This window comes from Bacteroidota bacterium (genome assembly GCA_019637975.1).
Classification (GTDB): Bacteria; Bacteroidota; Ignavibacteria; order UBA10030; family UBA6906; genus CAADGV01.
In genome coordinates this window covers 69,520-95,996 of sequence record JAHBUR010000005.1, presented here as the reverse complement: position 1 = coordinate 95,996, position 26,477 = coordinate 69,520, and the positions used below count along the sequence as shown (strand labels likewise).

The following is a 26,477-nucleotide window of genomic DNA, read 5'->3' as shown; positions in this document are numbered from 1 at the left end:
ATCTTTAATGCACTTAATTCAAAGAATTCATTTGTTTTGCTGAAAGGAACGGGGCAGAATGAGACCCGGCATTCATCCGATGTATAAGAAAGCTACCGTCACATGTGTGTGCGGCAACACCTTCGAAACCCGCACAACCATTGGTGATTTGAAACTTGAAATTTGTTCCGCTTGTCATCCTTTTTTTACCGGGCGCCAGAAGCTGGTTGACTCTGCAGGGCGTGTTGAAAAATACAACCGGAAATACGCGAAGAAGGCCGAAACCCCGGCGGCATAGAGCAGGCCTGTTGTACGCTGTAACAATCTTGTGGCGCCTTGTGCATGCCGGTCGGCAGTCGGGCGCCACAGTCGTCTTGTACGCAACATTTTCTTGAGCGCGCTTCATGCACCTTGGATGTATCAAGCATTCCTCGTTCGGTATTCCTCATTGCATCACCTGCGCTTGCCATGAATCGATCCCGCATCATGACAAATCAGACGCATAATAATACCGTTGAACAGAAACGCAACCTGTATGACGGGGTTCGCGGCACCGCCGTGAAAATTCTGAACCGTGTGGAGCGGACGGACGCGTATCTCGACAAACTGCTGGACAACGAACTTCGCTCCGGCGACCTGCCCGATATTGACAAAGGGTTGTTGACGGAATTGGTTCACGGCGTTCTGCGCTGGCAGAACAAACTCGACTGGGTGTTGAACGGCTTCTCGCACGGGAATTTTGCGAAATCTGAAATCAATGTAAAAAATGCGCTGCGAGTCGGCTTGTACCAGATTCTGTATCTTGAGCGAATCCCGCATCCGGCTGCTGTCAACGAAGCGGTCGAGTTTATCAAGCGTATCCGGGGAGATAAGCCCGCCGGGCTTGTGAACGCAGTTCTCCGCAACATCATCCGGAACATCGAGAGCATCCGCTATCCTGACCCGGCGAATGATGAGGTGCAGTACCTCTCCGTTATGTTCTCCCATCCGCATTGGATGGTGAAGCGTTGGGTGGGAAGGTTCGGCGGCGAAGAAACCAGGAAGTTGCTCAGTGTCAACAACGAGCGTCCGCCCCTTACTCTTCGGATCAACAAACTCAGGACAGAGCCCGCGACGTTACTGCGGCAATTTGAAGCCCAGCAAATCCAATATCAGGGCTCGAACCATATCAACTACTTCATCAAAGTAAAGAGCTTTCCGCGTATCGGACAAAATGAAATGTTCCGGGGCGGAATGTTTACGATTCAGGACGAAAGCGCCGCATTGCCCTGCCTCCTGCTCGGTGCCCAACCCGGCGAGCGTGTAATGGATATGTGTGCAGCTCCCGGCGGCAAAACGACTCACATTGCCGAAATTCTGAAGAATCAAGGCGAAGTCCTCGCGATCGACAAGTATGAAGTGAAATTGAGCTTCATCAGGGCAGCGTGCGACAGATTGGGATTGAAGAATGTGAAGCTTGTTGTTGCTGATGCGTCGTCTTTCGAGTATGACCCTGTTGACCGTGTGCTGCTCGACGTGCCGTGTTCCGGACTCGGCGTGTTGACCAAGAAACCCGACCTGAAATGGAAGCGGGATGTTTCTGATATCGTCAAGCTCAGCAAGATTCAAGCCGGGTTGCTGGAAAATGCTTCACGGCTTGTCAAGCCGGGCGGCGTGGTCGTGTACAGTACCTGTTCGACCGAGCCGGAGGAGAATCAGGAAGTGGTAAGGAAGTTTCTTGCGACACACCCGGAATTTGAATTGGAACATGCAGGCAAGTTCTTCAGCAGCGATCTCGTGAATGCGGAGGGGTTCGTCGAAACATTCCCGCACAAGCACGGAATGGACGGCTCGTTCGCCGCTCGGCTTGTAAAGAAGGCGGGGTAAGGGCTTTCCACCACCAACCAACATCCAAAGAGAATACACTATGCCGAATTATCTGGAACTCGTTTCAAAAGAGCTTCAACAGCTTGAAGAAACAAAAACATTCAAGTATGAAGTACCGCTTGAAGGGCCGCAAGATGGCGTCGTCCGCGTGAATGGCAAAAAGGTAGTGATGCTTGCGTCAAACAACTATGTCGGGCTCTCCAATCATCCGGCAGTCAGAAAGGCGGCGATCAAGGGAATCAACGAATACGGGTACGGCGTTGCGTCCGTCCGGTTTATTTGCGGCACGCAGGGTATTCATTTCGATCTTGAAAAGAAGATCTCGAAGTTTCTCGGAACGGAAGACACCATTCTCTTTTCCTCCTGTTGGGCGGCAAACGAAGCATTCTTTGCTTCGTTAACAAATGAGAAGTTGGGATATGAAACGTACAAGGATGTCATCTATTCCGATCGTCTCAATCACGCCAGTATCATTGACGGACAGCGGTTATGCAAAGCGGAGATAACGGACAGGAAAATCTACAAACACAACGACGTGGATGATCTTATCCGGCAGCTTGAGGAAGATAAGAACGCCGATTATCGCTTGCGGATTATTGCTACAGACGGCGTGTTCAGCATGGAAGGCGATCTTGCGCATCTCGACAAGCTGGTTGCGGTAGCGAAGAACTATAACGCAATTCTGTTTGTTGATGATTCACACGCGGTCGGCGTCTGCGGGAAGCGCGGGCGCGGAACTCCGGAAGCAAAAGGGGTTCACGGCAAGATTGATGTGCTGACCGGAACACTCGGTAAGGCAATCGGCGGAGCCGCCGGCGGGTACATCAGCGGCAAGAAAGAGCTGATCTCGTATATGCGGCAAAAGGCACGAACATATATCTTCTCCAACTCCCTTCCTGCGCCAATTGTGTACGGTGCGACAACGGCGTTCGACCTTCTTATGAAAGACAAGTCGATTGTGACACGACTGCACAAAAATACCGCGTACTTCCGCAAAGAAATCGCCAGCCTCGGCTTCACGATCCTCGAAGGCGATCATCCCATAGTCCCGATTATGTTGGGTGAGGCGGCGGTTGCACAGGACATGAGTAAAGCGTTGCTGAAGGCAGGCGTGTACATCAAAGGCTTGTGGTTTCCCGTTGTGCCGAAAGGCGAAGCGCGGTTGCGGGCACAGATTTCTGCCGCATTGAGCAGGAAAGATATTGACCGGGCTCTCGAAGCCTTCGAGAAAGTCGGCAAGAGGATGAAAGTAATCTGAGAGGTAGAGCGAGACTCCTGTCTCGTTGAATTGATAGAACCACAGGGAGTAATCCATGAGACAATTGACCGAAGCCAACGTTCTCGAAGCATTGAAAGTCGTTAAAGATCCCGACCTTCATCGTGATATTGTCGCGCTGAATTTTGTGAAGAATGTGAAGATCGATGGACGCAATCTCAGCTTCGACATTGAACTCACGACACCGGCCTGTCCGGTTCGTGACGAGTTGAAAGCACAATCGGAGCAGGCGATACGCAGCTCGATTGACGTCGGTGCGGTTTCCATTGAGATGACATCCAACGTCACCCGTCATGAGAATAAGCAGAAAGAGGATGTGCTGCCCGGCGTCCGCAATACAATTGCTGTTGCCTCGGGGAAAGGCGGTGTCGGGAAGTCAACTGTTGCGGTCAATCTTGCCGTGGCACTTGCGAAAGACGGGGCAAAGGTGGGGCTGGTGGATGCCGACGTCTACGGGCCGAGCATCCCGCTGATGATGGGATTGACCGGACGCCCGATGGTGAAAAATCAGCGCCTTCAGCCGATGGAAAAATACGGGGTGAAAGTAATGTCCATCGGTTTTCTTGTCGATCCGATGCAGGCAGTGATCTGGCGCGGCCCGATGGCGAGCGGTGCAGTCAAGCAGTTCATGTCTGACGTTGATTGGGGAGAGTTGGATTATCTCGTTTTCGACCTTCCTCCGGGCACGGGCGACATTCAACTGACGCTTGTGCAAACCATCCCGCTGACGGGGGCCGTCATTGTCACGACGCCGCAGGATATTTCGCTTGCCGATGCGCGCAAAGGATTCGTCATGTTCCAAAAGGTGAACGTGCCCGTATTCGGCATCGTGGAAAACATGAGCTACTTCGCTTGTTCCCACTGCGGACATCGCGAAGAAATTTTTGACAACGGCGGCGGAAAGCGTGCAGCGGAAGAATTGGGTGTGCCGTTCCTCGGCGACATCCCCATCTACACATCAATACGAGTAGGCGGAGATACCGGGAAGCCCGTTGTTTTTGACGAGCGCTACAAGGCGCAGGGGGATATTATCCAGAACATCGCACGCAATCTGGCGGCGCAAGTCAGTATCCGCAACTCGCAGCAGGAAGCAGCACCGGCAATCGATATTCAGTTGATGTGAATACCGTGAAGGCATCCTTCATCATTGCCGAGTCAACGCAGAAGGATTCCTTTTTTCCGTAATGGATATTTCCGAAAAAATAGAACTCGCCCTTCAAACATGCCGTCCCTACCTGCAGGCTGATGGCGGCGATGTGAAGTTCCTTCGCTTCAAATCTGAAACGGGTGTTGTAGAGTTGAAGTGGGAAGGAACCTGTATGATTTGTCCGCTTTCAGTTTTGACATTGCGCGCCGGCGTCGAACGCGCTGTGATGAAAGCTGTACCCGAGGTGAAGAGAGTGGAGGCGGTGGCGGGGTAAGTGGCGAGGGTTTTCATCGCAGAGACGCTGAGAGCACAGAGTCATGATTTTGAGTTTTCCCTCCCCGTGCTCTGCGTCCTTCATCCCTCTTTCTCCCGGTGTCCAAAGCAAACGTATATAAATCTGAAGAGATTCTGCCCCCCCCCGCTGATGAGTATCCGGCTTAGAAGTCCTTCACCTCAAACAACTTCCCGTCACGAATCTCAATCACCCTCGCGTTCATCCGCTTTACCAGATCGTGGTTATGAGTTGCCATGATTATGGCAGTGCCACGAGTATTAATGGTTTTGAGAAGTTGCAGGATGTCCCACGATGTTGTGGGGTCGAGGTTTCCTGTAGGTTCGTCGGCGAGAAGGAAGAGGGGGTCGTTCACAAGCGCCCGCGCAATGACTACACGTTGTTGCTCGCCTCCTGAAAGTTCGAGCGCCATTTTGTTGCGCTGGTGGCTCAGGCCCACATCGGCAAGCGCCCGCAGCACGCTTTTCTTGATATCTTTCCTCGGCGTGCCTGTTACATGCAGCGTGAACGCGACATTCTCAAACACACTTCTGTCTTCCATCAGGCGGAAATCCTGAAACACAATGCCGAGCGTCCGCCGCAGGTAGGGCTTCTCCTTCTTCTGAATTGCCTGCGAGTTGTATTTGCCGACGATAACGGCTCCTTTTTCCGGCATCACATCCATGTACATCAGCCGGAGCAGTGTGCTTTTGCCGCTGCCCGTTTGCCCGACGACGAAGACGAATTCGCCGGGGTTGATCTGCACAGACACATCTTCCAGAACATTGTGTCCGTCGAACGCCGCCGTGACGTTGGAAAACTGAATCATGTTCTTCCTGCTTTTTGGGCGTACCTTCTGTTTTGTACGACTTGTGCCGCAAGCATGATGGCTTCAATCATGCTTCCAGGATTGGCTATTCCTTTTCCCGCAATATCAAATGCTGTTCCGTGATCGGGCGACGTCCGGACGATGTTAAGTCCGACGGAAATGTTGACCGCTTTGCCGAACGAGGACATCTTCAGCGGAATCAATCCCTGATCATGGTACATTGCGACAATGCCGTCGTATATGCCCGGCTTGTATGTTCCGAAGAATGCATCGGCGGGGAAGGGGCCTTCAATGTTCATTCCTTTCTTCTGAAATTCCTTTACCACGGGCGCCACAATTTTCACATCTTCATTCCCTATGTCCCCGCCTTCGCTTGCGTGGGGGTTGAGTCCGAGAACGGCAAGCTTGGGCTTGCGGATTCTCCAATCTGTCCGCAATGCCGAATGAATGATAGCAATTCTTTCCCGAAGAAGTTGCTTTGTAATCATGCTCGCGACATTTTTAATCGGGACGTGAATAGTGACAAGTCCGACGCGCATTGTTTGCGACACAAGCATCATTGCAACCTTCGGCGAATTCGACAGATGTTGCACCATTTCCGTTTGACCCGGAACATCAATACCTGCAAGATGCAACGCCTGCTTTGAAACAGGCGCTGTCACGATTGCATCAGCGATGCCGGATTGAACAGCTCTGACGGCGGCTTCAATGGCGAACGCGGCTGTTGCGCCTGCTTGCTTCGAGAGTGTTCCGGGAGAGATGTTGGTCAGAGAAACTGAGGGCGTCTCAATGAGCGAGAATCCGGTCGGGGGATCAAACCACGATTGACCGGAGTAGTACGAGTACACCTCACGCGGCCCGATGAGGACAATACGACAAGCCTTCCGGACGGCGGGAGCCCGGAGGCTTTTGAGCGTCACTTCGGGTCCAATGCTGTTGAAATCACCGACCGTGATTGCTATGACGGGCTTGTTGCTATTGCGCATCAGAGATTTTGTGTTGCCACCAATGTGTAGTTGCCCGAGCGTGATTGGTCACGAAAAACGAATTTTCTGCCAAGCTTTTCATATAACCATACTTCGACATAGCCCGCGTTAGGGTCAAGCGAGCGTTCGGTCTTTGAAGGAGGGCCGTACAGAATATAGATCCGGCCGCGGTCGGTTTTGTAGCCGTCGCCTCCTTTCATCGAACTGAAGGTGCGCATGGTATAATCCACGCGACGATAGTATTCCACCATCACTTCATTGTAGTCGGTGTCGGGTGTACGATCTTTCTGTTTCCAGAATTCCTCGAGGCTTCGGAGCCGGGCATCACGTTGGCCTCTTCTGAGCGAGTCGAGTTCTTCTTCCCGCGTAATGTGCCGTAGTGCCTCAAGGGCGAAATCCACGTCACGCAGCGAAGATGGCATTTCAGGCCACACCATCAGGAATGGTTTCTTGAGAGTTGCGGAGAGCGTTCCCTGCATGATTCGCATCTCCAACATGAACGGACGCAGGGGGAGTTTCTCCGCGCCCAAAGAGACAAGAATGGCCGACGTGTTCTCTCCGCCATCATCGGGCGCAAGGATATATGTCGGTGCGGAATTCTCTGCCGCTCCGACGGAAGGTCGTGGCTGTAAGAGCGGGAGTTGGTTGATCGTGTCGGACGCCATCACCTTTGGATCCTGAAACATGAACGGCTGCGTCGAAATCGTATATTCGACACGAACCGGCTCCGCCGTCAATACGTCGGAGTAGAGTTGGAGATAGAGGGAAGCCGTGCTGCCGAAACCGATATTGCCGCCGAAGTTTTGCAACATGAGTGTGTCATTCCGTACAGTCTGGATGAAGACGGGGGTTGACACAAGCAGTGTAGTTCCGGCAAAGCGCGCTGCCTCGATCTTTTTATTCCGTTCAAGGAATTTGCGCTCGGACTCTAAATCATCAATCTCAAAGACGATCGTGTACTCGCCCGGCTCTACCGAAAATGATGCGATGCCGTGATGCCAATTCTTCTCATCAGAAAGGGATTCCGTGCTGAAAGCAGGATTCGTAAAGCGGCTAATATCACGCGCCTTTGACATACCGTTCTTGTCCAGCAATTCAATCAACACTTCTCCCCGCCGCATGAATGGCGATTGGAGGGAAGCTTCGGTATTTTTCACAGCAATGAAGAAGTTGTTATCGATCCGGTACGGAATATCGATACGTGATCTTGTTGAGTCCTGATCGACGAGATTGATTGCTTCGTAGAACACGAACTGCGGCGTTTCGGCTTGAACCTGGGGCTGCGGTGTCCCTTGTTGCTGCGCCCGGACTGAGCTTATCAGCAGCACCGCCGTCAACACAACCATCATGCGTTTCATTCTACCCTCCTCTTAATTCCTCTGACAATTCACGTCTTGTAATGACGAAGAAAATCAACAAGCAACCGTACACCGACACCCGAGCCTCCTTTGGGAATATAATCCGATGGTTCTGAGAGAATGGCCGTGCCCGCGATGTCGAGGTGAACCCACTTGTACTCCCCGATAAATTGTTTGAGGAAGAAGGCTGCGGTAATGGTTCCGGCAGCCCGTCCTCCTGAATTCCTAACATCGGCAACGTCGCTTTTGTTCAATTTCTCGTACTCATCAAACATCGGAAGTTGCCACACACGTTCGTACGTCCGTTCACCGGCCTCTTTCAACATGTCCATTGTTGTCTGGTCATTGCCGAGCATTCCGGTCGCGAAGTGGCCGAGAGTCACAACAACGTGACCTGTAAGCGTTGCCAAATCGATGACAATCCCGGGCCTGTAACGCGAAGCGAACGAGAGGGCATCTGCGAGAATCAGCCGTCCTTCCGCATCAGTATTATCCACCTCGGATGTTTTGCCATTTAGATGCGTGATGATGTCTCCGGGTTTCATCGCCCTGCCGGAAAGAAGGTTCTCGACTGCAGGCACAAGTCCGACGAGATGAATGGGGAGCTTGAGTTTTGCCGCGGCCTGCATTGTTGCTATGACGGCCGCCGCCCCGGCCATATCCATTTTCATTTCGCCCATTCCTGCAGCGGGTTTTATGGAAATGCCGCCCGAGTCAAACGTGACGCCTTTGCCGACAAGTACGATGGTCGGGATGTTACGCTTCTTGTTGTACTCCATGATGATGAAGCGCGGCGGTTTCTCGCTTCCCTTGGCAACGGCAAGAACACCGCCCATGTCCAGACGTTGGATTCTCTTCTCATCCAAAACAGTTACAGAAATCCTGTTCTTCCTTCCTGCCTGCTTCGCATGTTGCGCGAGAGTTTCCGGATAGATCTCGTTCGGCGGGGCGTTGGCAAGATCGCGGGCGAGCCATGTCGCTTCAACGAGAGTAGTAGCAAATGCGACAGCATTCTTGATATCCCGCAACCCGCCAGCACTATTGGCAACGAGCGTAATCCGCTTGACGGAAATCGTTCCGCTGTTCTCTACGGTCAGATATTTGTTGAATCTGTATAGACTGAGACCCGAACCCTCAACAAGCGCAACGCTGACAGGGTATTCATCACTCTCGAAATGTTCCGATGAAATTGTTGCCGGGTCAGGAACAACGAGGGCAAGCGTTTTTGCCTTCAGGGAGTGTGCCGTCTTTGCCGCGGTTGCAGCCGCTTTGCGGATTCGTTCAATCGACAGTTGCTCGTTCTTACCCAGCCCGACAAGAAGCAGCGTAACCTTTTTTTCGGAAGGGAAGAGGGTGATGGTTTCCTGGAATTTCCCGGTGAACGTTCCTGCCTGGAAAGCCGGCGACAGACTCGGGAACTGCTGTGTGTGAAGAGCTGTATGGTGCTTGTACGCAGGTTTATCTTCAGAAACGAAACACGCCACGACATCGGCTTGTATTCGTGCCAGACTTGCGTGCTCAGTGCGAAATGCAATCATGCAGGAATTCCCCCGTTGTTAATGTACTTGGATGCTGCACTCAGAACTTCTTCCTTTGTGTCGGCGAGTGTGCAGCCATAGAGTCTGGCCCCGGCTGCGTTCTTATGTCCGTTGCCGCCGAATTCCTTTGCGAGTTCGTTGATGGGAATATCGCCTTTCGACCGGAAACTCATTTTGATACCGTCCTTCAATTCGAGAAACAGAATTCCCGCTACCACTCCTGCCACTTGCATGGGGTAGATCGTGAAGTTGTCCGTGTCAACTTCTGTTGTGCCGGTGTGTTTCAGATCGTTCTGCGTGATGGTTATGTGAGCGAGTCGGCCATCATATTCTGTTCGCAAACTGGCGAGAGCGTCGCCGAGTAACTGCACACGACCTGCAGTCCATTGTTCGTATACTTCGTGATAGATCCGAACGGGATCGGCGCCGCATTCTATCAGGTGTGCAACGATTCGATGAATCTCCGCATCGACACGAGGGAAGCGAAACGAGCCGGTATCCGTCATAATTGCGCAGTATAGAGCCTGCGAGATAAGAGGGGAGAGGCTGCTTCCATTCAGATGAACCAGCAAGCGGTATACAAGTTCGCCGGTTGAAGTTGCATCATCATCGATAAGATAGTGATCTGCAAACTCCTCCGGATCAAGATGATGGTCGATGCACACTTTGATTGCCTTGCTGCTGAGAAGATGTGCCTGCATCGAACGAACCCTGTCCGTGTGGTTCGTATCCAAAACAACAATGACATCAGCCTCGGCGAAAGTGCGAGCATCAGTCGCTTCGTTGAATTGCTTGATTCGATTGCCTGGGTCGAGAAAGAAATAGAAGTCGGGCGTAGCGCTGTGGTTGAGAATGTGAACCAACTTGCCCTGACCGGCGAGCCACTCGGCAAGCGCTACTTCGGAGCCAAGCCCGTCGCCGTCGGGATTGACGTGTGTCGTGAGAACGAAAGTTCTGTGTTTCTTAAGTACTTCAGCGACTGCCTGAATTGCCTGATTCATCAATAGAACGTGAGAATTCCGTTGAATTTTCAATTAATATACTCAATCCGATGACAACAAGAAAGGATACGCAGCGTTCAACGTTGCATCTCAGTCACTTCATAGATACATTCGCATAGACAAAGGGGAGAAGTGTTTGTTGAGAAAGGAGAGTGTGTATGAAGGGAATCCGCTTTGCAGTTGTTTTTTCGTTGTTAACAGGTTTCGGTGCTTGCAAGGAAACGAACACCATTGACGCCCGGGCATTTGTCGTTTCCGAAATTGGAGTGAACGAAGTACCTCAGTTTGGTTCGACGTCGTTCATCTTCTTCTACAATTCAAATCTCGTCAATCCGGAGACGCTTCTTTCGGAGTTGATAGCGGCCGGAATTCCTGTGGTTCAGGCATGGCTGCCGCTTGACAATCGTTGCGCGGATCCCGTCGGGGCACGATTTACCGTCGAACTTTCCGAAAACGATACAAGGATTGAGAATTACGGCTTTGCGAGGGGGGCAGGTCGGCTGGAGTGTGCAACGAAACTCAAACATTACGCAGTAAAAGGGTAATTGTCTGAACGAAAAAGGGAGGCGAAGAGCCTCCCTTTTGTCATGCAAACGGTTCGTCGAAAAACGGTTATTGGATCACCCACGTTTCGTCCCCATCCAACAACTTCTGCAAATCGCCTTCGCCTTTCTTCGCCTTCACTTTCGCAATCTGATCCTCAACCTGATGCTCGTATGTCGGGCGTTGCTGGGATAGAAACACGCCCATCGGCCGGGGCAATTCGGGATTGTGAATCATGTCGGCTAAAATGAACGCAAGCGTCGAATCCTGCTCATTGTGAACGAGAAGATCACTGACGGAGTATTTCCCTTCGGTGGTGTTCACGACTTCGGGCGTGAAGCCGTTGAGACGGATTCCCATCTCCTTTTGCTTCCCGAACACCAGCGGTTTCCCGTGTTCAAGATAGACAATGGTATTGTCGCGAGTCTCCTTCTCGGTGAACTGGAAGAACGCCCCGTCGTTGAACACATTGCAGTTCTGATAAATTTCAAGGAATGCGGAACCCTGATGCTTTTCCGCCCTGCGTACCATCTCCTGTAAATGCTTCGGGTCGCGATCCATTGTGCGCGCAACGAATGTTGCGCTCGCGCCCAACGCCAGCGACACAGGAACGAACGGATAATCGATGACCCCGACCGGCGTGGATTTCGTGACCTGTCCCAACAACGACGTGGGGGAGTACTGTCCTTTTGTAAGTCCGTAAATCTGGTTGTTGAAAAGAAGTACCTTGATGTTCAGATTGCGGCGCAACATGTGAATCATGTGGTTGCCGCCGATGCTGAGCCCGTCGCCGTCACCCGTTGCCACCCAGACATCAAGCAGCGGGTTTGCAATCTTCACTCCCGAAGCAATTGCCGTCGCTCGGCCGTGAATGCCGTGAATGCCGTACACATCCATGTAATACGGAAATCGGCTCGAGCATCCGATACCGGATACAGCAACAAAGTTCTCTTTTGCGTGAGGGAATTCGGGAAACACCCTCTGTACCTGGGCGAGAATTGAGTAGTCGCCGCAACCCGGGCACCACCGCACATCCTGGTCGGACTGGAAATCCTTGATCGTCAGTTTGACGGGCGTTGTTTTGTCTTGAGTGATTGTATCAGCCATTCTGGACTCCAAGTATATCGTAAATTTTCTGTTCGATTTCTTCTGACCGTAGCGGCAGCCCTCTGACCATATTGAATCCGACGGCGGGAATCAAGTACTTCGATCGGATGAGCTTGATGAGCTGGCCGTTGTTGATTTCGGGAATCAACACGTTCTTGAATTTATAAAGAATCTCACCGAGATTCTTCGGGAACGGATTGATATAGCGAAGATGAGCATGCGAAACGGAGTATCCCGCTTCGCGTACTTCTGTCACCGCGGATTTGATGGAGCCGTACGTGCTGCCCCAACCGAGCACGAGCAGATCGCCTTCGTTGTCGCCCTCCACCGTTTGTAGCGGGATATCATCAGCAATGCGTTCGATCTTTTCTCCGCGGAGTTTGATCATGAAATCGTGGTTGTCCGGATCGTAATTGATGTTACCTGTAATATGCTCCTTTTCCAATCCGCCGATGCGATGCTCGAGTCCGGGCGTTCCGGGAATCGCCCACGGACGTGAAAGAGTCTTCTCGTCACGCGCATAGGGCTGAAATGTCTCCTTATCTTTCGCAAAGGTTACCGGAATATCAGGCAAGTCATTAACGTTCGGAATCAGCCAGGGCTCGGCACCGTTTGCCACGTAGCCGTCTGTCAGACAAATAACCGGAGTCATGAACTTGACGGAGAGACGGGCTGCTTCGTACACAGTCGAGAAGCAATCGGCAGGCGTTGAAGCGGCAATGACGCACAGCGGGGCTTCACCGTTTCTTCCCACCACTGCTTGCAGAAGATCGGCCTGTTCGGTTTTTGTCGGAAGTCCCGTACTTGGCCCGCCGCGTTGAACGTTCACGATCACGAGCGGAAGTTCCAGCATGATTGCGAGGCCGATTGCCTCGGTCTTCAGTGCCATACCCGGACCGCTGGTGGTTGTCGCGCCCAACGCTCCCGCATACGACGCGCCGATTGCCGAACAAATGGCGGCAATCTCGTCTTCGGCTTGAAACGTCTTGACGCCGAAATTCTTCATCGTCGAAAGCTCATGGAGAATATCGCTTGCCGGCGTAATGGGATAGCTGCCGAGGAAGAGTTCAAGGCCTGCTTTCTTCGCAGCGGCAACAAGTCCGAGAGCGGTGGCAACATTGCCCATGATGTTCCGGTATTTGCCGGGAGCCAGTTTCGCCGGCTTCACTTCGTAACGTGTAGTGAAGATCTCGACGGTGTCGCCGTAATTGTAGCCTGCATGAAGCACGCGTGTATTGGCTTCAATGACCTGCGGATCTTTTTTGAATTTCTCCTGGATGTAGCGGATTGATTGATCCAGCGGACGGTTGTACATCCAGTACATTAAACCGAGTGCGAAGAAGTTCTTCGTTTTGTCGATGAACTTTGTTGAGAGATTCATATCGGCGAGTGCGTTGCTCGTCATTTTGCTGATGGGAACTTTGTACACTTGAAAATGTCCGAGCGAACCGTCTTCGAGCGGGTTACTGGTAATTCCGGCGAGCTTGAAGTTCTTCTCGTTGAACGCGTCTTCGTTGACGATAACCGTTCCGTTTTCCCGCAGCATCTTCACATTGGTAATCAGCGCGGCCGGATTCATGGCAACGAGAACGTCACAGGTGTCGCCGGGCGTGAGAATATCCGTGCTGCCGAAGTGAATCTGAAAGCCGCTGACGCCGTAGGTTGTGCCCGCAGGGGCGCGAATCTCCGCCGGATAGTCGGGCAGCGTGCTCAGATCGTTGCCGAGCGCGGCTGCAGTGTTGGTAAATTGCGTTCCGGTGAGTTGCATGCCGTCTCCGGAATCACCCGCGAAGCGAATCGTGACATCTTCGAGGGTTTTAACAGTTCGTCCCATACCTCATCTCTGTAGTTATTGAGTAGTGTTGATAAAAAAAAATCGACATTTCTCATTTCGAGAAGCCGATTCTGCCATCGGTTAGAAATTGTACGTAATTACAACATCTCTGTGCACAAAAATACGTTGTTTAGGAAGGAAAAGCAAGGTACGGGGATGAATGCGGCCACGGGGAACTCACCGGGAGCGGCAAATTCCCCATGTTTCCATCATCTCGTCGGCACAACACCGGGGTGGTTCACACTACTCCGCCGCTCCAAAAGTAATTCCCGTTCGCATCCCTGTACCATTTCGGGTTACCGTTGATGGGTTGCCCTAACACCGAAGATTCGTACGCGAGAGTGGTTCCCGGATCAACCGACTGAACGATCTGCGACATTGTGTTCGGCTCTCCCTTTCGGACATTCAATCGGACGGTCGCTTTGACCGTCCCCCCTTTCTTTATGGGAAGAGAAACGGCGGGAAGTTCGGTTTTCGTACACTCTTCATATTCCTCAACGACGTGTTCCAGAAGTTGCTCATACGTCCGGCGGCTGCGAGCAAGACCCGTCACGGGGTCGGTTTTTCTGTTCGGGTCGAGAAAGAAATGTCCCACAATGGACTTTCGCGGATCCAGCTCGAACCTGTAACAGATGAACGCCATCACCCACACGAATCGGGCGTATGCCTCATCCGCGTTGATGTTGTTGCCGAAGCAATACTCGACTCCGACTGCCGCGTCGTTTGCGTTGAAGCCGAACAACTGATTGTCAGTCGGAACGCCGTAGAGTACATGCCAGGCCTTTTCGGGCGGACCTGTGAGGGCGGGGATGCACTCGAGAATCTCCCTGTCATCGACAAAGAGATGCGCTGATGCGCTCATTTCGTTGCGTGAGTTTTCGTAGTAGCGCACGTTGCCGTTTGCCGTGGAGTTCGGGTTGCCGGTGTCGTGCGCAACAATGAACTTCACGCCGGGTGACATTTTCAAACCTGAGCGCCGCTTGGTGTTTGATGTCAGGTAGCGGGGTGTGATGGTGTATTTCTCCTTGAATGCCATAGTCATTTCTCCTTTTTCTGCTCTTTAACCGTATGCCGGTGTGTCGCCGGTTGCGGGGGGAGTCGGAGTGCGAGATTCGTGTGCTAATCTCTCCCGATCGATGTTGCTGCTGGTTTGTCCGCCGCCTTGCACATTGCCGCGAGCACGTTCCTTCAGGCCGACGATGGTCTTCAGAATGTCATACCAGAACGGGGCGCCCAGTCCGACGAGCAACGTCATACCAAGCCATCCGAGTATGTTCTCCCAGATTGCTGAAAGTATGACTCCTGCATTCCAGCTCAATGGCGTTCCGGACGGCGTGTTCCAACGCATGAGCTGGAACGACTGGGCATTCACTGTCGAGTCGATGAACCTGATATGTGTTTGTATCGCCTTGAATGCAACACTGTCGGGGACATACTGTACGGAATCACTGCCGTCTACTGCTTTCGCAATGATAAGGGAATCCTTCGGCGTTGCGGCGAGGCGCTCACCGATCTTCACGGCGGAATCCCGCAGAACGCGGTTCGTGCTGAATTCTTTGTAGATGTCGAAGATGTTTGCATTCAGCCACACAACAACCACGGCGCCCATCAGAAACGCCCACATCTTCATTCGCCGTTCGTAGTGATCTTTGAACGACGTGATTGTGAGATCGTACCACTGCTCGATATCCCAACGGGCTTTTTCCAGAAATCGGGCTTTCTTCTCGATTTCATCTTTTTCCGATGGAGAGAGAGACGAACGATCGCGCTGCTCAAGCTCGGTTGTGTCGAACAGATCACCCGCCATTTTGAAAAATGTTTCCTTGTTCATCCCCTCCAGCATGCCTGCATCGTTGTACCCGAACCCGGAGAGTTTGTCCCGTATGTTGTCCACAAGTTGCTTGACGTGGGGATGCTTTGCAGCCGCTTCATTGAATTGCATGAGTTGAGGCTTCCACGTTCGCTTGTACGGGGTGTTGGTCAGCAGCGCCATCAGTTCACGTTCCATCAGCTTTGACTTCATGTGGAATACCTGTTTGGTAATCTGCTGGATGGATTGAACTATCAGGCTCAAGAGCAACACGACCGTAATGGTGGCAATGAGACTGTCGATAAGGTCGAACATGACGTTTCTCCTTACATCATTGTGAGGGGAAAGGGGTTACATACTATCCAATCTTGAATTCCATCCACATCGGACGGTGGTCGGAAACATAATAGCGCAAATACGCGTCGAAATTCTTTTTGTTCTTGCCATTCCCCCACAGGTCGGGGAATAGAACGGCATCAAAATCGAACACACCTTTGTTGCCGGAGAATGTATGCTGGGTTGTTTTCGGAAGAACTGCTATCTGATCGTAAAAGGCATCGTTGGCAAGATTGGAAGCGATCTGCGAAGAATGATTCGGAAGTTCCAGCCCGAGTTTTGTGAGGGCCTTGAAGATGGGATCGTCGGGGCTTACTTTCGGAAGATTGAAGTCGCCCAACGCCACAAGTTCACGGGTGAACGAAAAGTTGCTTCTGTTTCGCTTGTCCGCCCAGCGTGCAACGGCGAAGGTCTCCAACGAACGACGTTCGATGGATTTCTTTCCGGTATCTCCGTAGTAGAGATGGACGTTGGCGAAAACGAACGACGTATTCCCCGCCTCGAATGTCGCAAAGTACGGCGTGCGATCGAAGCCGTTGAACAATTGTGTTACACCGGGGAGTTTAACGTTCTTGTATTCGGATGGAGGGAAGGCAATCTCACCAACCTCTTCCAGCGGTCTGAGTTTTCTGCTGTTGTAGAGGAATGCCTTTCGTTCATTGTTGCCGGCAACGTCGGACATGATCACGCGATACGAAGAGGGAAGTTTGGCATGCACGTCAAACAGATGTCCGTAGTTCTCCCTGCATTCCTGAAGGGCGACGATGTCAAACCAACTGATGATTTCTGCAATGAGGCCGAGATGGGCATCCTGCCGCATCTGTGCTCCGAAATTGGCAACGTTCCACGTTGCAACAAGCAGGCGTGCATTCTTCTTCGGCGGTATGGCGCGGATTTGTTTGTGCTTGCGCAGGCGCTGAATCTCCTGCTGCACATCGAAGTCGAACGGGAACGACGGCTTCGGAAACACCGGCATGGGGGAGTCCCTTTTATTGTGTGTGGCGGTTTCTGGGCGGCTTGCCGTTGGGCTACAAGAAAAGGAATAAGAGGGGGAAGGTCAACTCAGACGAAGAAAATGCCCGTTCCCTGAAGAAGGAAACGGGCACGATTTTCTCGCAGGGTGTGGCGGACTTACTCCCGAACGACCCAGACTTTCACGACGGCGGTGACGTTCTGATGCAGCTTCACATTCACGCTGTAAATGCCGAGCGCCTTGATAGGTTCTTCAAGATCGATGATACGCTTGTCGATATTGAAATTCTGTTCCTTCAACGCATCGGCGATCATTTGTGACGTGACGGAGCCGAAGAGTTTCTCATCTTCACCCACCTTCATTTGAATGGTGATGGAGACTTTCTCCAGGTCGGCGGCGAGTTTTTCGCTTCCCTTCCGTTCCTTTGCAACCCGGCGACCTGCCTGCTTCTTCTCCTCCTCGAGCGCGGCCATTGCTCCCTTTGTTGCGGGGTAGGCAATGTTACGCGGGAAAAGGTAGTTGCGGGCGTAGCCGTCTTTCACATCAACCACTTCGCCGATGTTGCCCAGTTTCTCATGCTCTTTGCGTAGTATGATTTTCATGACTTGATTCTCCTCGTGGGCACGTTAGCGAATGGCATCGGAAACAAACGGCAGCAACGCAAGGTGGCGTGCACGCTTGATTGCGGAAACAAGTTGTCGCTGATGCTTTGCACACGTGCCGGTGATGCGCTTCGGAATGATTTTGCCCTGCTCGGTGGTGAAGCGCTGCAGCTTCTTTTCGTCTTTGTAATCGATGTAGAGTTCTTTCGCGTCGCAGAAGCGGCATGTCCGCTTTTTGCGGGGCATCTGACCTTCCTTCTCGCGGCGCGGTTTTCGCGGTGAATTATACACTGTAAGCTCCTTGTCCTATCGTTGATGAGTTATGATGCTGCCGGTTCGTCCGTTTCCTTGAACAGCGGTTCGCGTACAGGAACCGGTTGTTCAGCCGGCGGCTCTGCGACAGGTAACGCTGCTTTTGCAGCGAGCGCCTTTGAGTCGAGCGCTATAGTGAGATAGCGAAGAACCATTTCGTCGAGCTGGTACGAACGTTCGAGCACTGCAATCAATGAAGGCGGGGCTGTGAACTCGTAGTTCACGTAGAACCCGTTGGTTTTCTTGTTGATGGAATATGCAAGACGCTTGCGTCCCCATTTGTTCAGAGCCGCAAGGCTCCCGCCGTTCTTTGTTATCAACTCCGCAATCCGCGTGACGATTGCCTCAATCTGAGGGTCATCCAGCGACGCGTTAATGATAACGGTGGATTCGTACGTTTTGTGCTTGTCCATGATGTCACCTCCCTTTGGACTTCTAATGATGCCCGCCGTGTTCGCGGCGGACAGGTTTAGTGTGACCCTTCAATAATCGCCGGGTGGCGAATTGAAGAGTAGAGGGCTTCGTGATGCGGTTTGTCCTTCACATCCCGGAAGAACAACTCACTCAGAAATGTCCCTGCTTCGTGTATTGTACAGATTCATCGTCCGCTCAATGCCGGAACGGAAGAACTCTTCAACGGCATCGGCTGCGTTGCGGATCATCATCTCAACCTCATCCCGCCTGTCACTCTCAAAAGGAGAGAGGACGAAATCCGCTACGTCACGCTTCGGCGGCTTCTCCTTTTGTTGTATGCCGCATCGTATGCGGGGGAACTCGTTCGAATTCAGATAGTAGATCAGTGAGCGAAGTCCGTTATGCCCGCCATCGCTTCCTTTTGCCCGTATGCGGATGGTGCCGAGTTCCAGCGCCAAATCATCAACAACCACCAGTACGTTTTCGATGCGGGCAGGAAACCGTTCAAGCACCTCCACCACCGCCGACCCGCTGTTGTTCATGTACGTGAGCGGCTTTACCAGCACCACCTGCTTTCCATCAACAATCGCGGTGGTGAAGAGATATTCGCCTTTCCCCGGCTTCCACATGCTGCCTAACCGCACGCTGACTTCCTCGACCACCATGAATCCGACATTGTGTCTCGTGTCTTCGTACTCGAAGCCGGGGTTCCCCAGCCCGACGACAATGATGGACTCGTCAGCCACTCAGCGTGATTACTTCTTCTTCTCGCCCTCGGCTGCTTCGCCGCCCTCTTCAGGCTTCTTGCCCTTGCCGACAACTTCGGGTTCTTTCGGAGCCTCCGCAGCTGCCGCCTCTGCAGGGGCCGCTTCCTTGGCAACGGTCGGCGGAACAACCGACACGACCGGATCATCCGGGTCCTCGTGAACAGTAACGTTCGGAATTGTCAGTTCACGAACGTACATCGACTGATTAATCCCGAGACCGGCCACATTCAATTCAATCTTTCCGGGAATGTGCTTCGGCAGACAGGAAATTTTCACTTTGTGCATAATATGCTGCAGCATGCCGCCATCGCGAACTCCCGTAGGTATTCCTCCGACGAGAACAACCGGCACCTCAAGTGTTATCTCCTCATCTTCCTGCAGGCCTTGCAGATCGAAATGAATCGCCCGGTCAGTGACCGGATCGAATTGCAGATCCCGGAGAATCGCCTTTTTGCTTATGTCGCCGACCCGCAAATCGATTACGCGTGTTTCTGACGTATAGATGAGGGGATCGAGGCTCAGCTTCGGAACCTGAATGGGAATATTCTCTTCGCCGTGTGCGTAGTACACGCCGGGAATCTTGCCCTCCCACCGGACACGCTTTGCCGATTTCCCGGTTGCGGTTCTGAGTTCCGCGTTCAACGTAATTTCAGCCATAACACTCCTTGCAAAACTGATGTTCTAGAATTAGTTCCTCTTTTCAATTCCCGTCAATTCCCGCATCAACACAAACCGTTATCCCTTGTCAATATCAAACAGCGTGCTGATTGATTGATGCTTGTACGACCGCTTGATGGCCTCGGCGAACAATTGCGCGATGCTGTCAACCTCCACTTTCGGGGACTGCACCTTCAACGGCAGCGTGTCGGTAACGACGATCTTCTTCAGATTCGACTTGTTGATTCGTTCGATCGCTGCGCCGGATAACACGGGATGTGTTGCCGCAGCATACACATCTTTTGCCCCCGCCTTCTGCAAGGCTATGACGGCGTTGGAAAGAGTTCCGGCTGTATCAATCAAATCATCAACAATCAGGATGTTCTTTCCCTTGACATCGCCGATGATGTTCATGACCTCGGCCTCGTTCTGCTTCGGGCGGCGCTTGTCGATAACCACCAACTCCGCTTCAAGGCGTTTGGCATATGCCCGTGCCATCTTGATTCCGCCAACATCGGGTGAAGCAACCGCAAGGTTTTCAATGGAATGAGCCTTGAAATACTTCACCAGCACAGCAGACGAGTACAGGTGATCCACGGGAATGTCGAAGAATCCCTGAATCTGCGGAGCGTGCAGGTCCATCGTAATCACGCGGTCGGCGCCTGCTACGGTAATCAGATTCGCCGTCAACTTTGCCGTAATCGAAACGCGGGGCTGGTCTTTTCTATCCTGCCGCGCATAGCCGAAATACGGAATCACCGCCGTTACTCTCCTTGCCGATGCCCGCTTCGCTGCATCAATCATGATCAGCAGTTCCATCAGGTTCTCGGCCGGAGGATTCGTCGACTGGATGATATGCACATTGCAGCCGCGAATGTTCTCGCTGTACTTCACCCACATTTCCCCGTCGCTGAAGTCCTTGATTTCACAGCTTCCCAACGGTTTCCCCAACTCGCCTGAGATCCTCTCAGCAAGTGGCCGGTTGGAGCGTCCTGAAAATACCTTAAGCTCGCTTGCCATTCAGGTTTCGTGCGAAATTTAGATTGCAACAATCGGGACGTGCAGCAGGGGAGGCTTAACCTACAGCAGAACCTGTACTTTTCAGCGCGAAAAAGATACGCAAAAGGGAAGTGGAGTGCAAGAAATGGGGCTTTTTGACTGAATATATTAAGAAAGATTAAAGAAAAAGCCGCATCTCGTGATGCGGCTTTTTCCCTGAGAGTACTTGGACGGAGAGCTATTTCGTTAACACCAACTTACTCACTTTGTTCAGCCGTACACCTCCGCTCATATCCGTTGCCGTGAACCGCGCAAAGTACACGCCGCTGGCAACACCGGATGCATCCCACGTTGCAGCGTAATAACCCGCCTCATGCGTCCCATTGACCAACTCCGCCACTTTTCTCCCCATCACATCATAGATCACCAGCGAAGCATGGACGGCTTCGGGGAGTTCGTAACGGATGGTGGTTGAGGGATTGAACGGGTTGGGATAGGTCGGATGCAGCGCAAACTCCGTTGGACCTTGCAGCGGCTCTTGCTTCAGCAATGTCGGCGAGAGGATTGGCCGCATGGAGTTCGTGTCCACACGGATCGTGTGTACGTGGACGAATTCGAACTTCATATCTCTTTCGTTCAACCCGAGTATGGCCGGTCGGATGATGACTTCACGCCCGGCAAACGGCGCGATACGGTGCTTGATGCGAAATCCCTTCACCGTATCGGCTGTGAAGACCCGTTCCGTTCCCAACTTGCCGAGCAGGTTCCCCGTCTGATTGTCAATCAGATCAAAGCTGATACGTACCGATCCTCCGAGGCGTTGTGCCGAGTCGAGTTGAACAATTCCTCTGACGAAAACACTCTCAATGGCTGCAGTCAACATCACGGGACGGGTTTGCATCATCTCCCAAGCAGTTGTTTGATTGCTTCGCGTCTGCACAAACTCCACCCCAACGCGTGAGCCGTCGGCCAGTTTCAATTGCACCTGACGGAGTTCAATGCTGAATCCCGGTCGTTTCCGGGTTGCCGCGGGCGGTTCCCCTTTGGCGGGCGCTATCGCCCCGGCAACACGTCTGCTGTATGCTGTTTCGATTCGCGGGACTGCATCGGATTGATCCCGTTGCTCAATGGCATACGGGGCGCCGCTGAGGCTCATGGAAAGGAAGGGAGCCGAGTACAGTAAACCCGACGTGCCGTTTCCCGGAAGAGTTGGGTGCGCCGTGTATGGTTGGTAGTCCGTGACCTCCCATGACGAACCGTCCCACCGCGCTTTGAAGCAATCCATTCCGTTATCCCACGCCCAACGCGCCGTGCCGTCATCCAACAATGCAACGGTGGGATGGTAGTAGTGTTCTCCTGTGTCGAAGCTGCGAAATTCCGTGACCCAACCCAGCGTATTGCCGACCTTCCTTCTGTGCATGACAGAGCTTTGCAGTTGAATATCATCTTGTTCCTCTTCCTCCTCATTCGGACCGACTATGGCAGAGAGATTTTCCCACACAACATGTGCATGAAGCTCCGAAGAATTGCGCGTATCGGCGGCAACTTGTGATTTGCCCGCAAACGTGCCGGTAGTTTGCCAGATGGTTTCCCGCGTCTGGAATGTTCCTCCGTTGATTCTTTGGAGAAATATACTTGTGCTGTTGTCGTAGCTCAGAAACAGCGGCGCTGTACCGTGGTAGTTTGGATCATAGTTCATGTACCCTGTGGAGATGCTGGGCCTCACATCGCCCGAAGTACTCCCGGGTACGCTTTGTGGGCTCGGGTTCCAAATGCCCGCTGAACGGTGCCTGTATTTCAGTCCTTCTCCCCGAACCCAAACAACAGTAAACTGGGGGAAATGTTCACACCCTGTTCGACCGATTACAGGAGTTGCGTTGACCACACCAAAATTGTAGCTCTCCAACGTAGCGGGATTCTCCCATGCTTCCCCGCTCTTCTCTCGAAAAGATACCCCCAAGCCGTTCTCAAATGTTTTTTGGTACACCACAGCAATATGCGGCGGGGAGCTGCTGAAGCCGTCGCCCGGACTCGGCGGAGTACCTATGCTTGATGTGGCAACCACGGACGGAAAATTGAAGTTGCCGCTGCCATCGCTGACCCTGAACTCGTTCGTGAATGTGCCGAGCGAGCCATCGCTTTCGCTCAGCCAGATTTCCCCGCCGCTGGCGTAGGTAAGCGCGGCTTTCGAGTCTATCTCTCCCTTGTCAACCGAAAGCTTCCGCTGGCTGTTGGGCGAGGTAGCGACGGCAAGCGAGGAGGCGAGGTGTTTTTTGTAAAGAGCCAACAAGCTGACTTCACTGGCGAGTATGGTTCGTAATTGGTCCTTGTTGCCATCACTCCATTGCACAAAGACCCACTCGGAATTCGGTGGCAGAGCCTCAATAGTCATCTGCTGACCTGCGATTGCATAGGTCTGCCAACTCTCGCCAACGGGGTTTCCGTTTACACGATATGTACCGCCAGACCCACCAGGTTCAACATATGCAGCAGGGGTGAGCACTACTGCAACGATGTTCACTTCTGGCGCACCATAAGAATCCCCACTCGAATTTGCTGAAGTGACTCTATATTGGCCTCGGGGATTTGCAATGGTCACGAGTACCGAGGATGAACCGTATGGGGCGGTTCGAACAAGATTCCAAATTCCGCCATCATTCTTATAGATGCGATACTCGTTTGGTGGATTTGTTTCCGAATAGAAACTGGGATAGCTTTGTGGAACCCATGAGAACCGTATATCGACTTGCGACAGTGTTATTACTCCAATTTCCTTCACTTGTGGTGATCTCATCTTGTGTGCTGGAATATTGTAAAGGTCGTCGAACATAAACCGGTAGATATCGTCAATGGACAGATGAGTGGCTGATGAGACGTTCGACTTGAAATACTGGTGATAAGACGGCACACCCGCGATTCTCTGTCCAACGTCAAGGTTTCGCATCGTTTCAAAAACTGTGTTCGACAAACCGGAAATGTCATCATTATCCCCAGGATCATAGGTTGACATTTCAAAACCTTCACCTGCGTAGCCGTCATAGAGATTCCAGAGATAGCAGCCAATTGCGGCCTTCATCGGCTCGCCATTGTACGCGTAGCTGATGTTGCGGTATCGAGAACCTGATACATAGAACGGACCAAGTTCTGTGTTGTCGTTGGTGAGGGAACTTGGGGAGAAGACTCCATCACCGTAGACCTTGTTGATATAGTTTCTAGCCGCAAAAGAGTAAAAAATCCCCCATCCTTCAATCAGGTTATCATTTGAAAGAAACCATTCGGCAACGTTCTGACCCCACATGTTAAAGTTTGCATAGTGACCGTATTCGTGCGTAACGACCGTCGGTTCTGTCCATGCGTGCCCGATTGTAACGTACCAGTGAAATCCGCGCTCCAAGCTCCAAACCACACTAAACAAGCCGCCATTAATGCTTCCACGTCGGGTTTCAATCGGGGCGGTTGTGAATGGGGGATTTCCTCCATAGCGTTGAATGACAAATTCTCGCGCGAGAATCATATTCCGAAAGATGGCACCGTCCTGCCAATTGACTTGTGCGTTGGCATTCGTCAACACAATGTTAGGATTGCTTCCGTTGATTGAATACTGAACGGCTTCGGAAAGGGAGAAGTAGACTGTAACGGCATTGTTGCACCAGCTCTCAATGCCATTTTGTTGAACAGGCATCCATGAAGCCGGATTGCCTCTTTCCACCAAAACAAGAACCTGGTTATAGCCGCTCAGATCGCCGTTGAACGTAAAATTGAAGTTGTAATTCCCGTTCGCGTCAAGCATGTCGTAGTGTGTGTGACGAGTCCCGTAACAATCACCAGCATACACGGGATGATACCATTCGTTCGGATTCGCTGTGTTGCGAAACCAGAGCTTGACATAGTTGCCGTAGAGACCTTGATAAACCTCGAAATTCTGATTGTAGTAATCAATTTTTCCGGTGATTGAAACATTGTACGTTGTATTCACCCCCATCGGTTCACCTCCACCCTTCAGTGGATTATCCGCTCCATAATGCGGAACAACTCTTTTCACATTAGGCTCGCCGGGAGCACGATCATCATAAATCCGAAAGCTCTTGTCGGTAGATTCAATACTCAGGAATCGTGAATCGCCGCGTGAGTAGCCGGCAAGAGGGGGAGAAAGAATCACTCCTGCAGAGATGAGCGACGCGCCTGATTGTTCGACCTGCAGTGATATGCGGCGCTCTGCAGTCTGCCCGGCAACCAACGTGACTGTTTCTTCCATGAGTGAAACTCCGGAAAGAAGATTTGTCGGTCGGATGTATCCCGGGTAATTCAGGATGAATCGCGCCTGACCATTAACGTACGCTGTGTAAGCGATCTTCAGTTCTACCGTCTTTCCTTCAGTCGGTTCTCCAATGATCTCCATGGAGTTGATTGTAACAGATGGCGGAAAAGCCGGAGATGTAGCAATAGCCGTGTTGGACAGAAGCGCACTCAAGAAAGACAGCGCCGCTATCAACCAAAGATATGTTGATCTCGTGTGCATGGATGAACTCCTTGAAATGTGTTGCTCCTTGGATTGGGAAAGAAACAACGGATTCGTTATATTGTGTCACAAACAATACGGCTCCCCCGTTGGCAATGCCAACGTCAATCCGTCGGGGTCGTTTGTTTGAGTAGTACGCCGCCGCTGTGTTACCAGCACAGTGGCGGTGTTGTTATCGCGCGTTTATATAGATTCACCTCCTTCCTTGTCTCAATTGACATCCCTCAAGATGTACAACGAATAGAATGACAATGCCCCCGGGGGTTCTGACACAGGACCTTTGGCACTACCATACACGATGTGTCTTCCGTCCGGAGACCAATTGGGAAAGACACTCACGGAGAGCCCACCCGGGTTTGTATTCACATCAAGTATCCTCTTGGTCAACGTTGAGCGGTCGATGACTCCGATTTCGCCATCATCGGCTACGGTATGGCCTCCTGCACCGACTGGGTAGTTCGAATAGAGAATTTGATTTCCTGACGGGTGATACCGAAGCCAGAGCAATTGGCGTTCAAGAACAACGCTAAGTGTTTCTCGTACGCCCGAAGCAAGGGAGTGCTCGACAATGAGTGGTCGCTCGGTTCTTCGGTTGACGGGAAAGAGAAGCTTACCTCCGTTCGGGCTTATGTCAAAACCGTTTACGACTTCGTTCGGACCAATCTCTGAAACGTATTGGAAGAGAAGGCTATCTTGAAGCGTGGCAAGATCAAGGGCGTAGTATCCGGCAACAACTTGTCTAGTTGAATTCCCGTAGGTATAATAAACGCATCGATTTTCATTTGGCAAATAGATGGCACTGGAGATGTTGTAAGTACTGTCGCATAGCGACCTCAATGTCAACGTTTCGTCATCGAACTCCACAAGTTGCCCAGATGAGACATCCGCATAGTTTGATCGTACCATCATAATCCTTCGGCCTTTCAAGTTCGATATGAATCGATGCCTGCCGAACAAGTAGATAAGAGTGTCACGTTCGACACCCAAGATCGAGTTCAATGTGATGCGTCTGAAAGGTGAGCCTATGTAGATGACATTTTCCCTCCATGTCCCCATCCTGTATTGTCCACCAATGAACGGGTCGTCGCAACAGGACTTTACAAGTAGTATGTTGGGATTGATTTTTCCTCCTCCGTTGTTAGTCCCTCCGTCTGTGCCACAATCTTTGCATGAAAGGGGTAACAGTGCGGCCAGCAGCAACGCGCCTATTGTGATTCGATTCATGTCTATCTCCGTTTCATTCTCTTTTGTAACGCTCCATCTTCCGTCGGGGTCTTTTGTTTGAGTAGTACGCCGCCGCTGTGTTACCAGCACAGTGGCGGTGTTGTTATCGGGCGTTCATACACAACATTA

At 52.0% G+C, this 26,477-nt stretch carries 24 protein-coding genes; 6 read left to right on the top strand and 18 right to left on the bottom strand.

The window, feature by feature from the left end:
- Positions 1-58 precede the first annotated feature (58 nt).
- The 5 genes from rpmE (at position 59) to KF749_03895 (ending at position 4,542) form a co-directional block, all read left to right on the top strand.
- Entirely contained in the window at positions 59-277 is a 219-nt protein-coding gene (rpmE, locus tag KF749_03915; protein ID MBX2990299.1) for a 50S ribosomal protein L31, read from the top strand.
- 170 nt (positions 278-447) lie between these two features.
- Positions 448-1,845, top strand: coding sequence for a 16S rRNA (cytosine(967)-C(5))-methyltransferase RsmB (gene rsmB, locus KF749_03910; protein MBX2990298.1), 1,398 nt, complete (start codon positions 448-450; stop codon positions 1,843-1,845).
- Between the two features lie 40 nt (positions 1,846-1,885).
- Entirely contained in the window at positions 1,886-3,103 is a 1,218-nt protein-coding gene (locus KF749_03905; protein MBX2990297.1) for a glycine C-acetyltransferase, read from the top strand.
- Positions 3,104-3,158: 55 nt separating this feature from the next.
- The gene (apbC, locus tag KF749_03900; GenBank protein ID MBX2990296.1) at positions 3,159-4,244 is read left to right on the top strand and encodes an iron-sulfur cluster carrier protein ApbC; all 1,086 of its coding nucleotides are present in this window, start codon (positions 3,159-3,161) and stop codon (positions 4,242-4,244) included.
- Between the two features lie 61 nt (positions 4,245-4,305).
- Entirely contained in the window at positions 4,306-4,542 is a 237-nt protein-coding gene (locus tag KF749_03895; GenBank protein ID MBX2990295.1) for a NifU family protein, read from the top strand.
- 163 nt (positions 4,543-4,705) lie between these two features.
- On the opposite strand, the gene ftsE is transcribed toward KF749_03895, so the two are convergent.
- Genes ftsE through KF749_03870 form a run of 5 tightly spaced genes read right to left on the bottom strand, consistent with a single transcriptional unit; the run spans position 4,706 to position 10,251 of the window.
- Positions 4,706-5,368, bottom strand: a complete 663-nt coding sequence (gene ftsE, locus KF749_03890; protein ID MBX2990294.1) for a cell division ATP-binding protein FtsE — start codon at positions 5,366-5,368, stop codon at positions 4,706-4,708.
- Positions 5,365-6,354, bottom strand: a complete 990-nt coding sequence (pdxA, locus tag KF749_03885) for a 4-hydroxythreonine-4-phosphate dehydrogenase PdxA (GenBank protein MBX2990293.1) — start codon at positions 6,352-6,354, stop codon at positions 5,365-5,367. The genes ftsE and pdxA overlap by 4 nt, the downstream gene beginning before the upstream one ends.
- Positions 6,354-7,712, bottom strand: coding sequence for a GWxTD domain-containing protein (locus KF749_03880; GenBank protein MBX2990292.1), 1,359 nt, complete (start codon positions 7,710-7,712; stop codon positions 6,354-6,356). The genes pdxA and KF749_03880 overlap by 1 nt, the downstream gene beginning before the upstream one ends.
- A gap of 29 nt (positions 7,713-7,741) precedes the next feature.
- Complete coding sequence (locus KF749_03875) at positions 7,742-9,250, bottom strand: leucyl aminopeptidase (protein MBX2990291.1); 1,509 nt, start codon at positions 9,248-9,250, stop codon at positions 7,742-7,744.
- Positions 9,247-10,251 (bottom strand): bifunctional oligoribonuclease/PAP phosphatase NrnA, encoded by a 1,005-nt coding sequence (locus KF749_03870; protein MBX2990290.1) that lies wholly within the window; start codon positions 10,249-10,251, stop codon positions 9,247-9,249. The genes KF749_03875 and KF749_03870 overlap by 4 nt, the downstream gene beginning before the upstream one ends.
- Positions 10,252-10,409: 158 nt before the next feature.
- On the opposite strand from KF749_03870, the gene KF749_03865 reads away from it, so the two are divergent.
- Positions 10,410-10,796 (top strand): hypothetical protein, encoded by a 387-nt coding sequence (locus tag KF749_03865; GenBank protein MBX2990289.1) that lies wholly within the window; start codon positions 10,410-10,412, stop codon positions 10,794-10,796.
- A gap of 67 nt (positions 10,797-10,863) precedes the next feature.
- Here the strand turns inward: KF749_03865 and KF749_03860 are convergent, their stop codons facing one another.
- The 13 genes from KF749_03860 to KF749_03800 all read right to left on the bottom strand — a co-directional run bounded on the left by KF749_03860 (position 10,864) and on the right by KF749_03800 (position 26,348).
- Positions 10,864-11,901: a 2-oxoacid:ferredoxin oxidoreductase subunit beta gene (locus KF749_03860; protein MBX2990288.1), complete on the bottom strand. Its 1,038-nt coding sequence runs from the start codon at positions 11,899-11,901 to the stop codon at positions 10,864-10,866.
- Entirely contained in the window at positions 11,894-13,735 is a 1,842-nt protein-coding gene (locus KF749_03855) for a 2-oxoacid:acceptor oxidoreductase subunit alpha (protein MBX2990287.1), read from the bottom strand. Before KF749_03855 ends, KF749_03860 begins: the two co-directional genes overlap by 8 nt.
- A 238-nt stretch (positions 13,736-13,973) precedes the next feature.
- Positions 13,974-14,771 carry an N-acetylmuramoyl-L-alanine amidase gene (locus KF749_03850; protein ID MBX2990286.1) on the bottom strand — a complete coding sequence of 266 codons (798 nt, stop codon included), beginning with the start codon at positions 14,769-14,771 and terminating at the stop codon, positions 13,974-13,976.
- A gap of 24 nt (positions 14,772-14,795) precedes the next feature.
- The gene (locus KF749_03845; GenBank protein MBX2990285.1) at positions 14,796-15,860 is read right to left on the bottom strand and encodes a hypothetical protein; all 1,065 of its coding nucleotides are present in this window, start codon (positions 15,858-15,860) and stop codon (positions 14,796-14,798) included.
- Positions 15,861-15,903: 43 nt separating this feature from the next.
- On the bottom strand, positions 15,904-16,857 hold the full coding sequence (locus tag KF749_03840) for an endonuclease/exonuclease/phosphatase family protein (protein MBX2990284.1): 954 nt from the start codon (positions 16,855-16,857) through the stop codon (positions 15,904-15,906).
- Positions 16,858-17,012: 155 nt separating this feature from the next.
- A complete protein-coding gene (gene rplI, locus KF749_03835; protein MBX2990283.1) occupies positions 17,013-17,456 on the bottom strand; it encodes a 50S ribosomal protein L9 in 444 nt (147 codons plus the stop codon).
- Between the two features lie 24 nt (positions 17,457-17,480).
- Positions 17,481-17,702 carry a 30S ribosomal protein S18 gene (gene rpsR, locus KF749_03830; protein MBX2990282.1) on the bottom strand — a complete coding sequence of 74 codons (222 nt, stop codon included), beginning with the start codon at positions 17,700-17,702 and terminating at the stop codon, positions 17,481-17,483.
- Positions 17,703-17,776: 74 nt separating this feature from the next.
- Positions 17,777-18,181 carry a 30S ribosomal protein S6 gene (gene rpsF, locus KF749_03825; GenBank protein MBX2990281.1) on the bottom strand — a complete coding sequence of 135 codons (405 nt, stop codon included), beginning with the start codon at positions 18,179-18,181 and terminating at the stop codon, positions 17,777-17,779.
- A 147-nt stretch (positions 18,182-18,328) separates the two neighbouring features.
- On the bottom strand, positions 18,329-18,928 hold the full coding sequence (pth, locus tag KF749_03820; protein MBX2990280.1) for an aminoacyl-tRNA hydrolase: 600 nt from the start codon (positions 18,926-18,928) through the stop codon (positions 18,329-18,331).
- 9 nt (positions 18,929-18,937) lie between these two features.
- A complete protein-coding gene (locus tag KF749_03815) occupies positions 18,938-19,606 on the bottom strand; it encodes a 50S ribosomal protein L25 (protein MBX2990279.1) in 669 nt (222 codons plus the stop codon).
- A gap of 78 nt (positions 19,607-19,684) precedes the next feature.
- Complete coding sequence (locus tag KF749_03810; GenBank protein ID MBX2990278.1) at positions 19,685-20,626, bottom strand: ribose-phosphate pyrophosphokinase; 942 nt, start codon at positions 20,624-20,626, stop codon at positions 19,685-19,687.
- A gap of 217 nt (positions 20,627-20,843) precedes the next feature.
- The gene (locus KF749_03805; protein ID MBX2990277.1) at positions 20,844-25,124 is read right to left on the bottom strand and encodes a T9SS type A sorting domain-containing protein; all 4,281 of its coding nucleotides are present in this window, start codon (positions 25,122-25,124) and stop codon (positions 20,844-20,846) included.
- A gap of 210 nt (positions 25,125-25,334) precedes the next feature.
- Complete coding sequence (locus tag KF749_03800; GenBank protein MBX2990276.1) at positions 25,335-26,348, bottom strand: hypothetical protein; 1,014 nt, start codon at positions 26,346-26,348, stop codon at positions 25,335-25,337.
- Positions 26,349-26,477: the final 129 nt, after the last annotated feature.

Excerpts from the sequence above, each read along its gene's own strand:
- rpmE (MBX2990299.1), top strand. The coding sequence starts at position 59 with ATGAGACCCGGCATTCATCCGATGTATAAGAAAGCTACCGTCACATGT.
- KF749_03870 (MBX2990290.1), bottom strand. The coding sequence starts at position 10,251 with ATGAATCAGGCAATTCAGGCAGTCGCTGAAGTACTTAAGAAACACAGA.
- KF749_03850 (MBX2990286.1), bottom strand. The coding sequence starts at position 14,771 with ATGGCATTCAAGGAGAAATACACCATCACACCCCGCTACCTGACATCA.
- KF749_03895 (MBX2990295.1), top strand. The coding sequence starts at position 4,306 with ATGGATATTTCCGAAAAAATAGAACTCGCCCTTCAAACATGCCGTCCC.
- rplI (MBX2990283.1), bottom strand. The coding sequence starts at position 17,456 with ATGAAAATCATACTACGCAAAGAGCATGAGAAACTGGGCAACATCGGC.
- KF749_03840 (MBX2990284.1), bottom strand. The coding sequence starts at position 16,857 with ATGCCGGTGTTTCCGAAGCCGTCGTTCCCGTTCGACTTCGATGTGCAG.
- apbC (MBX2990296.1), top strand. The coding sequence starts at position 3,159 with ATGAGACAATTGACCGAAGCCAACGTTCTCGAAGCATTGAAAGTCGTT.
- rpsF (MBX2990281.1), bottom strand. The coding sequence starts at position 18,181 with ATGGACAAGCACAAAACGTACGAATCCACCGTTATCATTAACGCGTCG.
- KF749_03810 (MBX2990278.1), bottom strand. The coding sequence starts at position 20,626 with ATGGCAAGCGAGCTTAAGGTATTTTCAGGACGCTCCAACCGGCCACTT.
- KF749_03845 (MBX2990285.1), bottom strand. The coding sequence starts at position 15,860 with ATGTTCGACCTTATCGACAGTCTCATTGCCACCATTACGGTCGTGTTG.
- KF749_03860 (MBX2990288.1), bottom strand. The coding sequence starts at position 11,901 with ATGGCTGATACAATCACTCAAGACAAAACAACGCCCGTCAAACTGACG.
- KF749_03805 (MBX2990277.1), bottom strand. The coding sequence starts at position 25,124 with ATGCACACGAGATCAACATATCTTTGGTTGATAGCGGCGCTGTCTTTC.
- KF749_03880 (MBX2990292.1), bottom strand. The coding sequence starts at position 7,712 with ATGAAACGCATGATGGTTGTGTTGACGGCGGTGCTGCTGATAAGCTCA.
- KF749_03800 (MBX2990276.1), bottom strand. The coding sequence starts at position 26,348 with ATGAATCGAATCACAATAGGCGCGTTGCTGCTGGCCGCACTGTTACCC.
- KF749_03815 (MBX2990279.1), bottom strand. The coding sequence starts at position 19,606 with ATGGCTGAAATTACGTTGAACGCGGAACTCAGAACCGCAACCGGGAAA.
- KF749_03865 (MBX2990289.1), top strand. The coding sequence starts at position 10,410 with ATGAAGGGAATCCGCTTTGCAGTTGTTTTTTCGTTGTTAACAGGTTTC.
- ftsE (MBX2990294.1), bottom strand. The coding sequence starts at position 5,368 with ATGATTCAGTTTTCCAACGTCACGGCGGCGTTCGACGGACACAATGTT.
- KF749_03875 (MBX2990291.1), bottom strand. The coding sequence starts at position 9,250 with ATGATTGCATTTCGCACTGAGCACGCAAGTCTGGCACGAATACAAGCC.
- rsmB (MBX2990298.1), top strand. The coding sequence starts at position 448 with ATGAATCGATCCCGCATCATGACAAATCAGACGCATAATAATACCGTT.
- rpsR (MBX2990282.1), bottom strand. The coding sequence starts at position 17,702 with ATGCCCCGCAAAAAGCGGACATGCCGCTTCTGCGACGCGAAAGAACTC.
- pdxA (MBX2990293.1), bottom strand. The coding sequence starts at position 6,354 with ATGCGCAATAGCAACAAGCCCGTCATAGCAATCACGGTCGGTGATTTC.
- KF749_03855 (MBX2990287.1), bottom strand. The coding sequence starts at position 13,735 with ATGGGACGAACTGTTAAAACCCTCGAAGATGTCACGATTCGCTTCGCG.
- KF749_03905 (MBX2990297.1), top strand. The coding sequence starts at position 1,886 with ATGCCGAATTATCTGGAACTCGTTTCAAAAGAGCTTCAACAGCTTGAA.